The organism is Flagellimonas sp. (genome assembly GCF_965233845.1).
GTDB lineage: Bacteria > Bacteroidota > Bacteroidia > Flavobacteriales > Flavobacteriaceae > Flagellimonas.
This window is the reverse complement of record NZ_OZ247584.1, coordinates 550,701-563,407: the sequence shown is the minus strand read 5'-3', so window position 1 is coordinate 563,407 and position 12,707 is coordinate 550,701. Positions and strand designations below refer to the sequence as shown.

Annotated in this window: 14 protein-coding genes; 6 read left to right on the top strand and 8 right to left on the bottom strand. The window is 42.6% G+C overall.

Annotated features, from left to right (window positions below):
- The first annotated feature begins 201 nt into the window (after positions 1-201).
- Complete coding sequence (locus ACO6S0_RS02540; protein WP_422350470.1) at positions 202-1,110, top strand: type IX secretion system membrane protein PorP/SprF; 909 nt, start codon at positions 202-204, stop codon at positions 1,108-1,110.
- 11 nt (positions 1,111-1,121) lie between these two features.
- Entirely contained in the window at positions 1,122-3,092 is a 1,971-nt protein-coding gene (locus ACO6S0_RS02535; protein WP_422350469.1) for an OmpA family protein, read from the top strand.
- Here the strand turns inward: ACO6S0_RS02535 and ACO6S0_RS02530 are convergent.
- A complete protein-coding gene (locus ACO6S0_RS02530) occupies positions 3,084-3,344 on the bottom strand; it encodes a hypothetical protein (RefSeq protein WP_422350468.1) in 261 nt (86 codons plus the stop codon). The two genes, ACO6S0_RS02535 and ACO6S0_RS02530, sit on opposite strands and share 9 nt — an antisense overlap.
- A gap of 46 nt (positions 3,345-3,390) precedes the next feature.
- On the opposite strand from ACO6S0_RS02530, the gene ACO6S0_RS02525 reads away from it, so the two are divergent.
- Positions 3,391-4,908: a Kelch repeat-containing protein gene (locus ACO6S0_RS02525; protein WP_422350467.1), complete on the top strand. Its 1,518-nt coding sequence runs from the start codon at positions 3,391-3,393 to the stop codon at positions 4,906-4,908.
- Between the two features lie 198 nt (positions 4,909-5,106).
- On the opposite strand, the gene ACO6S0_RS02520 is transcribed toward ACO6S0_RS02525, so the two are convergent.
- From ACO6S0_RS02520 to ACO6S0_RS02510, 3 genes are read right to left on the bottom strand one after another with little or no spacing between them, the layout of a single operon-like run.
- Positions 5,107-5,934 carry a mechanosensitive ion channel family protein gene (locus ACO6S0_RS02520; RefSeq protein WP_422350466.1) on the bottom strand — a complete coding sequence of 276 codons (828 nt, stop codon included), beginning with the start codon at positions 5,932-5,934 and terminating at the stop codon, positions 5,107-5,109.
- A gap of 24 nt (positions 5,935-5,958) precedes the next feature.
- Positions 5,959-6,147, bottom strand: coding sequence for a hypothetical protein (locus ACO6S0_RS02515; protein WP_422350465.1), 189 nt, complete (start codon positions 6,145-6,147; stop codon positions 5,959-5,961).
- Position 6,148: 1 nt separating this feature from the next.
- Complete coding sequence (locus ACO6S0_RS02510) at positions 6,149-6,775, bottom strand: RNA polymerase sigma factor (RefSeq protein WP_422350464.1); 627 nt, start codon at positions 6,773-6,775, stop codon at positions 6,149-6,151.
- A gap of 101 nt (positions 6,776-6,876) precedes the next feature.
- Between ACO6S0_RS02510 and ACO6S0_RS02505 the strand changes: the two genes are divergently transcribed.
- On the top strand, positions 6,877-7,551 hold the full coding sequence (locus tag ACO6S0_RS02505) for a hypothetical protein (protein WP_422350463.1): 675 nt from the start codon (positions 6,877-6,879) through the stop codon (positions 7,549-7,551).
- Positions 7,552-7,562: 11 nt separating this feature from the next.
- On the opposite strand, the gene ACO6S0_RS02500 is transcribed toward ACO6S0_RS02505, so the two are convergent.
- Positions 7,563-8,711, bottom strand: a complete 1,149-nt coding sequence (locus ACO6S0_RS02500; RefSeq protein WP_422350462.1) for an MFS transporter — start codon at positions 8,709-8,711, stop codon at positions 7,563-7,565.
- Between the two features lie 111 nt (positions 8,712-8,822).
- On the opposite strand from ACO6S0_RS02500, the gene ACO6S0_RS02495 reads away from it, so the two are divergent.
- Complete coding sequence (locus ACO6S0_RS02495) at positions 8,823-9,689, top strand: helix-turn-helix domain-containing protein (protein ID WP_422350461.1); 867 nt, start codon at positions 8,823-8,825, stop codon at positions 9,687-9,689.
- Here ACO6S0_RS02495 and kynU read toward each other — a convergent pair.
- Complete coding sequence (gene kynU, locus ACO6S0_RS02490) at positions 9,678-10,946, bottom strand: kynureninase (protein ID WP_422350460.1); 1,269 nt, start codon at positions 10,944-10,946, stop codon at positions 9,678-9,680. The genes ACO6S0_RS02495 and kynU overlap by 12 nt on opposite strands.
- A 49-nt stretch (positions 10,947-10,995) precedes the next feature.
- Complete coding sequence (locus ACO6S0_RS02485) at positions 10,996-11,460, bottom strand: GNAT family N-acetyltransferase (RefSeq protein ID WP_422350459.1); 465 nt, start codon at positions 11,458-11,460, stop codon at positions 10,996-10,998.
- A gap of 68 nt (positions 11,461-11,528) precedes the next feature.
- Here ACO6S0_RS02485 and ACO6S0_RS02480 point away from each other — a divergent pair, with 68 nt between their 5' ends.
- A complete protein-coding gene (locus ACO6S0_RS02480; protein WP_422350458.1) occupies positions 11,529-12,170 on the top strand; it encodes an O-methyltransferase in 642 nt (213 codons plus the stop codon).
- Here ACO6S0_RS02480 and ACO6S0_RS02475 read toward each other — a convergent pair.
- Positions 12,148-12,705 carry a phosphatase PAP2 family protein gene (locus tag ACO6S0_RS02475; protein ID WP_422350457.1) on the bottom strand — a complete coding sequence of 186 codons (558 nt, stop codon included), beginning with the start codon at positions 12,703-12,705 and terminating at the stop codon, positions 12,148-12,150. The two genes, ACO6S0_RS02480 and ACO6S0_RS02475, sit on opposite strands and share 23 nt — an antisense overlap.
- Between the last annotated feature and the right edge of the window lie 2 nt (positions 12,706-12,707).

The window sequence follows — 12,707 nt, the reverse complement described above, 5'->3', positions numbered from 1 at the left end:
CAAAGCCCTTTTGCGAACCGGGCTGTTTACCGCATTCGTCCACAGAAAAAGGCACTTTATCGAGCCTCTTGTTTCAGGCCGATTATTCAAGTTCATTCAACGGCTATATTACTCAATAACACCCGTTTGCCGTTGCTTTGATATAGAATTTAAACCCAAATTCCAGTCTGGGCAACCGGGCAAAACCTTAACCGAAACCATATGAAAACGCTTCGCAAGATTACCTTGGCATTGATGGCAATTGTTGGATCCAGCGCTATGGCTCAACAACTTCCTCAGTTTACACAATATATGTTCAACACTATCTCTGTAAATCCGGCCTATGCTGGTAGCCGAGAGAGTATGAACATGACCGCCCTTCACAGGAACCAATGGGCTGGACTAGACGGGAATCCGACCACAAGTACATTCTCCTTCCACACTCCCATGAACAATGAACGCGTGGGATTGGGGATTTCCTATATCACAGATCAATTGGGGTTTGAGAGCACCAACTATGTGTACGGGGATTTTAGTTATACCATTCCCGTAACGGCCGAAGCAAAACTTTCTTTTGGATTAAAAGCCGGATTCACCAATTACCGCTTGGAAAATCCTGATTATAACGATCCCTTCTTCAATGCCAACTTTAACAGTTGGAAACCCAATTTTGGAGCCGGTGTTTATTTGAGTACCAACAGATGGTATGCGGGTATTTCCTCTCCTAGAATTTTGAACACGGATTTGAACGAAGGGGAGTTTGAAGCCTTGGAGCGTAATAGCTATTATGCTATTGGAGGTTTGGTCATTGATATCTCCGCTGACGTTAAGTTACGTCCTGCATTTATCACCAAATTCACCAATGGAGCACCATCTACCTACGATATTACCAATAGCTTTCTGCTATATGAAAAGGTATGGCTTGGAGCTTCTTACCGATTCAATGACGCCTCCAATTTTGGAGCGTTTTTGGACTACCAGATTTCCAACAATTTTAGAATTGGCTATGCTTACGACCTTCCTACTTCAACCATTAGGCCCTACACGGGTGGGACTCATGAAGTCATTTTGATCTTTGAACCAAGACTTTCTAAGAAGACCAATCTTTATAAGTCACCAAGATATTTTTAAAATCAATTCCAATGAAGCGCCACAACCTCATATCAATTTTATTCATTGCCTTTTTTGGAGTGGTTACCATGACCGCACAATCCACAGTCCAAAAGAGGGCGGACCAATTGTTCTATAAATTTGCTTACGCAAAGGCCATTCCAGAGTACGAAAAAATGGTCACCGGAAAAAACGCTGTGCATGCCTATCAGCGGCTGGCCGAGTGTTATTTGATGCTTCGGGATTTTGAAAAGGCATTGCCCTATTTCAAAAGGTTTATCAACGAGCCCGAGACCCCAACCAACTATTACTTTAAGTATGCCATGGCCCTAAAAAGTTCTGGTCAGGAGAAAGAGGCGGTTAAGTGGCTCAAACGCTATAGAAAATTCCATAAAAACGATGCACGTGTCAAGCAGTTTTTAAAGGATGGCAACTTGGCTTCGGTGGTCTTCAACAGTAGGGAACGATACGAAGTGGAGCCTGTACATTTCAATACGCGATACAGCGAATTTGGCGCCTTTGTCCATGATGGGCAGTTGTATTTCAGCTCCAGTAGAAAAGAGGTTGCTTCTGAAGATATTTACGGATGGAACAACGAATCTTGGTTGGATATTTTCCATGTTACCGAAGGAAGTACCATGGATGTTCCCAGAAAGTTTCAAGGCGAGATCAACTCCAAGTTCCATGAAAGTTCCTTGGTTTTTTCCACCGATTACAAAAACGATACCATTGTCTACTTTACACGAAACAGCTACTTCCAAAATAAAGAGAGCTTTTTCACCAAGAAAAAGGAAGACAAGAACGTAGAAAAACTAAACAACCTAAAAATTTATAAAGGGGAAAAAGTGGATGGTATCTGGAAGGTTACCCGAAACCTTAAGACCAATGCCGACCACTACTCTACCGGTCACCCGACGGTAAATACTGATAGAACGCTGTTGTACTTTGCTTCCGACAGACCCGGTGGCTATGGGGGTACTGACATTTATTACTGTAAAATACACCCTAGGGGCGGTGTGGGACTCCCAGTAAACGCTGGCCCCATAATCAATACTCCTGGGAACGAAATGTTTCCGTACATCAACAATGAAGGGCAGCTGTTCTTCTCTTCCGATGGACATGTAGGCTTTGGACAATTGGATGTCTTTGCCGCTATTTCGGATGAGGAAGGAAACATCAAAGATGTGATCAATTTAGGAAAGCCCCTAAATAGTGAAAAAGACGATTTTGGTTATTATGCCCTAGATAACGGTGTGGATGGATATGTTAGTTCCAACCGTAAAGGGGGCAAAGGAAGTGATGACATCTATCGATTTAAGTTCATTCCTTCCTTGATGCTTGAGGGAACTGTCACGGATGCCATCAATCTTCAGCCTTTGGACAGTGTTACCATCTCCTTGTTTGATCAAAATACGGGGGAGTTGGTTCAGAAAACCATGACCAACGATCAAGGTAAATACGAAATGTTTGTGAATCGTGGACAAAATTACTTGATTGAAGCGGTTCGGAAAACCCACCCCCATAAGCACGTGTATTTTAGCACACAAACGGTACAGCGGGTTACTAAAACGGTTGTTCAGAATATTGAACTGGAACCTGTAATGGATGTAAAGGTTTTGGCTGGACTCAATAAAATCTATTTTGACTTTAATAAAAGTAATATTAGGCCCGATGCCGCCAGGGAACTGGACAAGGTGGTGAAACTCATGTCGGAAACCTACCCTGAAATGGTTATCCGATTGGAATCGCATACCGATCCCGTGGGAAGCCACAATTACAATGACAAACTATCTGAACGGAGGGCAAAATCTACCTACGAGTATCTCATTGCCCACGGTATACCAAGACACCGTATTATCTCTTATAAAGGATATGGAAAACGAAAATTGATCAACGATTGCAACGGTTTGGAAGACTGTGATCAAGAACAACTGGAATTGAACCGTAGAACCGAATTTCCGGTGGTTCAACTCAACAATAACTATTTGGCAAAATCAAAATAAATAGTAGAGGGATTCTTTTAAAAAGCCGCCCAAGAAGTAATTCTGGGCGGCTTTTTGTTTTATATAACCCCTCCGATTCAATGCTTTGCATTGAATCACCTCCCCTTTCCAAGGTGAGGAGCGTAATTTGGAGTTAAATATATAGCTCCTCCCTTCGTAGAGGGGAGGTGGCTCAATTACATTGTGCCGGAGGGGTTGGGTCGCATCCGTCAATTCAAAACGGCCATCCGTCAATTGGGAGACCCAATCCATAACGTATTCACGTTTCTTTGGGTTTTAACCTTTAAAAATTTGAGTTATGGGAAAGAATACCCTTTTTTATGTAACCTCACTATTTTGTCTTGTGCTTGTTTTAGCTTGCGGCGGAGATGATGATGACCCAAAAATACCCGACAACCCTTCCGCAGACCCACCAGAGATTACCGACGTTGATCCTTATGAAGGTGAAGTAGGTGATGATGTGGACATCATTGGAGCAAACTTTAGTACTACGCTAAGTGAAAATCTGGTGAAGTTTGGTAATGTGGATGCCGAGGTTACGAACGCAACAGCCACCAAACTGGATGTTACCGTTCCAGATGGGGCGGAAACCGCCAAGATTACCGTCACCGTAAACAACCAAACCGCCACCAGTGAAAATGAGTTTGTGGTGAACGACCCTTCCCCAAAAATCCTAAGTTTTACGCCCATGGAAGGTGGGCCTGGCACGGAAGTAACCATAACCGGTATTGGTCTAGATGCAAATTATGATTCTGACGACTATAATGTAAGATTTAGTGGAAATGGGGCTAATCCAGATGTGATAAGTGTATCTGACACCGAACTGGTTGTGGTTGTGCCCGGCTCCTTAGTAACTGGCCCGATCAGTATTTATCTGGACGGTGAAACGATAGTCAGTGAAGATGATTTTACCTTGTTATCTGGTAGATGGACGCAACTTGAAGATTTTGGAGGACCAGCCAGGTACGGTGCGGCTATGTATGCACGCAACCAAAGTCTTTTTATTGCTATGGGAACAAATCATAGCTTAGGAGGACATAGGGATGATCTTTGGTCATATAGTTTGGACAGCGGAAATTCGTTTGAAGCTGAGATGTTTCCAGAGGGCGCAAGAACTGCTGGGGCAAGTTTCATAATTGATGATCAATTCTACTATGCCGGTGGAATCCAAGTCTATGACCTGTGGATGTATGATCCTGCTTTGAATATCTGGTATCAACGAGCAAATATAGGCGATGCATGGAGGTCAAATTCAGTAGCCTTTGTAATTGATGGAAAGGGCTACGTCTATGGTGGCAGAAATGGAAACGCAGAATATTCCAATTTAATGGAATACGACCCTGGTACAGATAGTTGGGTTACTCTAGACGGACCAGATGAAGTTGGAAGGGAATCAGCAGTAGGTTTCTCCATTGGAAACAAAGGATATATAGGAACCGGTGAAAAAGATGGAGAATTTTTTAATGATTTTTGGGAATACGATGCAGAACAAGATTCTTGGAAAAAATTAGCAGATTTTCCTGGCGGACCAAGATCTTCAGCTGTTGGTTTTTCAATTGGGGACAAAGGTTACATTGCACTGGGATATGGAGGAGACAACTATGAGGAATATTATAAAGACATCTGGGAATACAATCCCTCTACCAATAAATGGGCAAAAAAAGTGGATTTTGCTGCCGAGTATGGAAGAATTAGAGCAAGTGCTATCTCATACAACGGAAAAGCTTATATAGGTTTGGGGTATTACAGTTCAGAAGATGAAAATATCGATGAATACTATAACGACATCTGGGAATTTGACCCACAAAATGAGTAACCATAACACCCAAGGCCAACCAAAAAAGGAAGCCGCCCAAGAAGTAATTCTGGGCGGCTTTTTTGTTTTATATAACCCCTCCGTCCTTCGGACACCTCCCCTAGCTTGGGGGGAGGAGCATGTGCAGGGTTAACCAAGGGGCTCCTCCCTTCGCAAAGGGGAGGTGGTTCCAACTACGTTGGAACCGGAGGGGGTGCCTCACGACTTTACCTCCACCTTACTCTTCACCACATCCTTGATAGGGATCACAAATTTTCCGTCTTTCGTAACCAAAGTCAAGCTGTTATTTTCAATAGCTTCTACCGTACCTGAATGTTTGCCAATTACCAGTTTGTCGCCCACAGCAAAGGTCCTACGGGTGTAAAAGGAACGCAATAAATCTGTGATCACATCGCGCGACCCCAAGCCCAAACCAATCGCAAAAGCCAATAGAAATGCGCCCAAGATCATGGTCACATTGTTAGTGATAATCGTGGTATCTATTCCCGCTTGGTTCAAGGCCGTAATGGAAATAAATATCACGATAATGTAAAACAACAGATTGCTCACCAAGTTGGAGCCCCCAAACTCAAGGGAATCAAAGATTTTTTTGACCGTTTTCTTGATAAAATTCCCAATATAGAGTCCGATCATCATCAGGGCCAGTGCGCTGAACAATCTTGGCAAATAGCGTAACAGATTGCCAATTTCGGTAGAGATGATCTCCCAACTCAAAATATCCGCGGCCACAATCAAGAAAACCAATAACAACACCCATTTCACAAAGCCAAGGATTATTTTTAGGATATCAATCTTAAAATCCCCTTTGCCAAACAATTCCATATCGTTGATCTTATCGCTCAACACATTCACTTTGGCCAGCTTCAATATTTTGCCCAGGACAAAGAGTATGATTCTGGTTACAATCCAACCAATCAGTAATATGATCAGTGCCCCAATGATCTTGGGGAGGGCCAATGCCACATCCCTGCCCATTGCAGCCAGGGAATCAAAGGTCAGGTTCTTCCATTCGTTTAGTGTTTCCATATCTTTAGTTTTATAGTGCAGTTATCAATTATTTCCTGGGGTTTTAAAAAGCTTTCGCAAGGCGGATCCCACATTGAACGAGAATAACGAAGCCATATCCATTATCAATTTGGCAGCAGCTATATCGTTCATTACCTTTTTCTTCATGCCTGGTGGAACTTCCCGTAACGAAGCTTCCAATTCCTTAAACGGATTTCTAATTTTCTTTGCCATGTTACAAGGTTTTATAGATTTCCATTAATTTTTCTTTTGCTCTTTTTAACCGCATTTTTACGGCACTCTCCCCTATTTCCATAAGGTTTACAAGGTCTTTTATGGAGGCTCCATCCTGATATTTCAGCAATAAAATGGACTTATCCTCTGGCGAAACCAATTCCAAGGCTTTTTTCAATTTCTTGGTCTTCATTTCAAAAAGGCTGTCATCGGGTATTTCCGCTGTCAATTTGTATTCCGAGTCTTCCACAGGCACTGATTTATCACTCATCTTTCGTTGCTTGTTCCTGTTCACATAGTTCACGCAGAAATTATAGGTAAAGGAGTACAACCAAGTGGAAAACTTGGATTTCCCTTTGAACATCTTCAGTTTTATGAACAGCTGCAGGAACACATCCTGGGTCAAATCTTCCGCCTCATCTTCCGATCTGGCAAATCCGTAGCATTTGTTATAGACCATTTTTGCGTACCGGTCATACAACTTACCAAAGAGCAACGGATTGTTGTTGGCAACAATTTTCTTCACCAGCTCCTCATCCGTCAGATGGGCATATGGGTCATCTGTTTCCAATGAATTCTTATCAATGTAATGTATAAGAGTTAGAAACAATCTTCTGATAAAAGTCACTGGACGAGGTTTGTTCGGGTTCTTTTTATGAAGTTTTCCCTTTTAGGGAATATCTCACCAAGATAAATGAAATTGACCTTATATTTATGGAAAATTAGCAGATGAAATACTACTTCTTTTTAGCCTTGCTCAGCTTTACATTGATTTCCGCTTGTAAAAATGAACCCAAAGCTGAGCCCACTCCTGAAAAAGAACTGTCCATTACGGAAAAAATAGCCCAAGCACATGGGTACGATGCGTGGAAATCCGTGAAGGAAATCACATTTACATTTAATGTGGACAGGGATACCACCCATTTTGAACGTACCTGGGTCTGGGAGCCTAAAACCAACCAGGTCACTTCAATTTCCTCGGACACTTTAGTTTACAATCGAAAATCCATGGATAGCGTTGCCCTTGAACGAAATGCTGGTTTTATCAATGACAGATTCTGGATTTTGGCGCCGTTCAATCTAATTTGGGATGCCAACAACTATACTCCGGAACACAAAAAAGGGCAGAAGGCACCAATTAGTGGGGAATCCATGCAGAAGTTGACCATAGTATATGGCAACGAAGGTGGGTATACCCCCGGAGATGCCTATGATTTCTATTTTAAGGACGACTTTGTACTGCGTGAATGGGTATTTAGAAAGGCCAATCAAGCAGAACCTTCCATGACCACCACTTGGGAAGATTATGTGACTATGGAAGGACTGAAACTAGCCCAAGATCATAGAAAATCAGTAGAAGAATTCAGCTTGAATTTTACCAACCTATCTGTGATCAAAGAGTAATTCCGGAACTTCTAGGCTCTCTTTTTCTGAAGGAACAAGCTGGTTCCCAAAACCAGCAGAATACAGCCCAAAAGGCCATAGAAGCTGTGGGTGAGGGAAGTGCTTTCCGCCACAAAGCCCAAAACAACAGGCCCCATTAAAAACCCTGAGTATCCGGTACCTGCAATAAAGGAAACTCCTTGTGCCGATTCCACCCCCTTTACGTTACCCCCAATTCTGAAAAGCTCAGGGACTATAACGGAAAACCCAAGACCGTTCAAGGCAAAGCCCACAATGGCCAAAAGGGTGTGTTCTGAAAGCACCAACAGATACCCTAAAAGCGCCACCGAAGCTCCCAACACCACAATTTTAATGGAACCAATCCGAGCACTAATGCCATCCCCCAAAAACCTTCCTAGGGTCATAGCGATGGAAAAGGCCAGAAATCCAGAGCCGATTAGTGCTTCTGGAGCCAGCGTTATCTCTTTTAAATAAAGTCCGCTCCAGTCCACAATGGCGCCTTCACTACCAAAAGCTACAAAGCTGATCAGTCCTAATAAAAGCAGCGGCTTGAACAGCTTCAAATTGAAGGCCTCATTTTCCTGTGGGGCTGCCTTAATGTTTATATAATGGCGGAAAAAGAACAAATTGATCAAAAACGCAACACCAACGGTTATACCCATATGCAGTGCCGGGTTTCCTATGATGGGAATTAAAAAACTGCCCACGCCCACAACAACACCCCCCAAGCTAAAAAATCCATGGGCCGCAGACATAAAATTCTGCTTATCCTCCTTTTCAATCTCAGTTACCAGGGTATTCATGGCAATATCTGTAAGTCCATTGGCTGCCCCAAAAAGAAAGAGGGTTACCGCCAATGTAATGTAATTGGGCGCCAATAATGGAAATAGGGCTGTTAGGCTACCTAACAATACTCCTACCCAGGTTGCTTTTCCCACGCCAAGTTTATTGATGATTTTGGGTGCTAAGGGAAAAATGGCAAAAACTCCCAATGACAAACAAAACAGGGCAATCCCTAAATCGGCTTTGTTAATGTCCAATTTTTCTTTTACCGTTGGGATATAAATGGCCCAGGTACCGAACCAAATGTTAAGGGTGGTAAAAACCCAAGCTGGTGCAAAGTATCGGGGATTGGAAAAAATGAGTTGAAGTGATTTCATATGGCAAAATAACCGAACCCCAGCGGAACTTTATAGCTGAAAACATTCCAATACTTGTCTGTTTTATTCCCAAACTGGATGCAAATAGGTTTTTATTGGTAGTTTTACAGCATGAAACCCATGTTGGAATCCATTAATGTCTCCCACAACACTTCCTTAAAGGTAGCTACGTATAACAATTCCAGTTATTGCGAGTCTGCGGGTTGGCATGTGCATCCGGAATACGAATTGGTCTATGTGAAAAATGGAACGGGTTGTTTGCATATTGGTTCCAACAAAAGCCATTATACCCATGGAACGCTGGTGTTTTTGGCAGGGAACATTCCCCATGCAGACTTTGGCAACAAGGATAATGAAGATAACATAGAGGTGGTCATCCAGTTTAGAAAGGAGTTTTTGGATGAAAAAATCAAAGTATTCCCAGAATTTGATAGTATCAAAAGGCTAATTGAAAAATCCGGTCATGTACTTGTCTTCAGCCAGCAGTGCAAGGATGAATTACAATCCAAATTTGAAGCCTTTGCCTATCAAGACAATCAAAGTAGATTAATCAATCTGTTGTCCATCCTAAGTGATCTGTCCAAGGAAAAAAGCTATAAAACCCTGTTGGACACATTTTCAATCAACGAGTTTAAAAGTGATGAAATTAAGCGGTTGGAACACGTCTTTGAATATGTAAACACCAGCTATCATAAAGAAATCTCCGTGCCTGAAATATCAGCACAACTGGGTTTCACTCCCAATTCCTTTAGCCGTTTTTTTAGAAAAATGACCCAAAGACGGTTTCTGGATTTTGTCAATGAGTATCGGATAACCAAAGCGGTGGAACTTTTCAATGAGGACAATTCAACCATTGCCGAGGTCATGTACCAATGCGGGTTCACGGATCCCTCTTACTTTAGTAAGCAATTTAGGAGATATCAGGGCCTATCGCCTTCCGTATACGTAAAGCGAAGGTACTCTACCTCACTTACTTAAAATCCCTTCCTTTAATATTTGTCCAAAATTGTACATGTCAGCGTACGAGCAATACAAAGGAGCGGGAGCCAATCGGATCACATTGGGTTCTCTCCAATCCGTGATGACCCCATTGTTCATCAGATAATCAAATAGGGGGCGCCCTTCTCCATGTAGAAAAACGGAAAGTTGACATCCTCTATCTTCCGGAGTAATGATTTCAAAGGTACTTTCCACCTCTTTATCTATTTCTTTTAGAACAAATTCCAGAAAGGCCACTATTTTCTTTTGTTTTTGCACCAAAGCATCCATTCCCACCTCATCAAACAACTCCAGCGAAGCCAAATAGGGTGCTACGGAAAGAATGGGAGGATTACTTAACTGCCAGGCATCTGCCGTATCTATCGGGTCAAATTCCGGTTGCATCAAAAAGCGGGTTTCCTTTTTGGTGCCCCACCAACCTTCAAAACGCAGTATATCCTTTTGTCCCAGATAGTCTTCATTCACATAGATTCCAGAAGCATTCCCAGGGCCGCTGTTCATATATTTATAACTGCACCAAGCCGCAAAATCTGCACCCCAATCATGCAGGTTAAGCTTAACGTTTCCTACGCCATGGGCCAAATCCCAACCTACTTTTGCCCCAACAGCTTTTCCGGTTTTGGTAATTGCTTCCATGTCCAGTACCTGGCCATTGTAATAATTGACCCCTCCCATTAAGACCAAAGCCAGCTCCTCTCCTACCTCATTGATCTTATCAAGAATGTCCTCCGTTCTCCAAAAATGTTCACCATCCCTTTTTTTAACCTCCACAATCACATCTTCAGGTTTAAAACCATGATACCTAGCTTGACTCTGTAGCATGTATTGATCGGATGGAAACGCCTTTTCCTCACACAAAATCTTTATCCTTTTGCCTGTGGGTCTATAGAAGGACACCATTAACAGGTGCAGATTCACCGTAAGAGTGTTCATTACGGAAACCTCCTCTTTTTTGGCCCCAACAATTTTGGACAAGCCTTCCGCCAAGCGCTCATGATAGTCCCACCATGGTTTTTCAGCATAAAAATGCCCCTCCACCGCCATTTCCCTCCAGTCTTTCATGACATCATCCACAAACTTCTGGCTACGTTTAGGCTGAAGTCCCAAAGAATTGCCCGTAAAATAGATTACATCCTTTCCATTGTGCTGGGGATAGTGGAACTCCTCCCTATACTTGGCCAGGGGGTCTTGGGTGTCCAACTGTTGTGCAAATTCCAGGGAATGCTGAAAACTCATACGTTTTGTTTGGGTTAAATATGGAAATTAAATATCGTTTTCTCTAGTTTTATTCCAGTCGCATTTCACTAATGTGTTTTTTGAAGCCTACTTTTTCATAGGCTTTTACTGCTGGAATGTTATCCTCGTAAACCGTCAAGCGCATTTCAGCAAGTCCTTTGGAATCGGCCCATTGCTTGAGCGATTCGATTATTCTTGCATTCAGTCCTTTCCCCCTAAAATTGGGGTGGGTATACATAAAGCCCAAGTAAGCATAGAACTCATGATCCAGATAATGTCTTGCTCTTTTGGTAATGGCATACCCAGAGGCCACAATTTTTCCCTCATGTTCAATCACCAGAACACAGGCGTCATCATTATCAATCATAGCCTTGATATCATAATAGCTAACGGGATCCTCCCTAATGGTGATATCAAAAGGTCTTTCTGCCTTGATCAATTGTTGCTCAAAATCCAACAGAATGGGCAAATCCTCCATTCTGGCATTTCTGGTTGTAAAATTGGATGAAACCATATGTTCTAGTTCGAGATAAATGGTATATCCAATGTACTTCTTTTCTCTATTTTTGCGAAAATTTACGCATGCATTTTTTATCTCCTTTATTGGAAAACTATATTGTTGAAAACTCGGAGTCGGAACCAGCAATTTTAACCGAGCTCACCCGTGAGACCCACCTAAAGGTTATTCAACCACGAATGATCACGGGTCACTTTCAAGGAAGGGTACTGAGCATGCTCTCCAAAATTATTTCACCCAAATTTATATTGGAAATAGGGACCTATACAGGGTATTCTGCCATTTGTTTGGCCGAGGGACTTCAAAAGTCAGGCGAGTTGCACACCATTGAAGTGAATGAGGAATTGCACGGCATGCAGCGCAAGTACTTTGATAAAAGTGGTTTTGGAGCACAGATCAAGCAACATATTGGAGATGCCCTAGACATTGTTCCCCAATTGGATCATCAATTTGATTTGGTGTTCATCGACGCCCAAAAAGTCCAGTATGATGCTTTTTTTGAGGCCGTCATTGAAAAAACCAAGCCTGGGAGTATCATTTTAAGCGATAATGTGCTCTGGTCCGGTAAAGTAGTGGAACCTTTGATTCCTTCGGATAAGGCTACGGCTTCCTTGTTGGCCTATAACCAGAAATTAAAACAAGACCCAAGAGTTGAAACCGTTTTGCTCCCCATACGCGATGGGCTTACGATGTGCCGGGTGCTATAGCTTGGTGCAACCGATGGAAAAGCAATCCCGAAAGCACTCCAACCACTGCTCCAACCAAAACATCCAAAGGATAGTGCACCCCAACATAAATACGACTGGCGGTGAACAGCAAGGGCCAAATAAAAAACAAACCTGCCCATTTTATCTTGTTTCTAAGTAGCAGGTAGACCAGAAGGGCAATGGCAAAGGAGCTGGAGGCATGGCCCGAAAAAAAACTATAGCCCGAAGGGGTATCCAAAATACGGATAAAGGAATTTATTTCTGCATCGTCACAGGGGCGTAGTCTTTTAAAACCAATTTTGGTCCAATGGGTAATTAAGGTGATGAAAAATGCCAGCGAGACAACCGCCGTAATTCTGGAAAAAGCCTGTCTTTTAGGAAACTTAAGCAAAAACAGCACTAGAAATAAAAGGAATAAGGGCGTCCAAACTGAAATCTTGGTCACCGCCGACCAAAAAGGATCCCAAAATTCGACACCAAGCCCGTTAAGATAAATGAAAAAGTCCTGATCCCATTGTAGGAGCTGGTCCAACATGG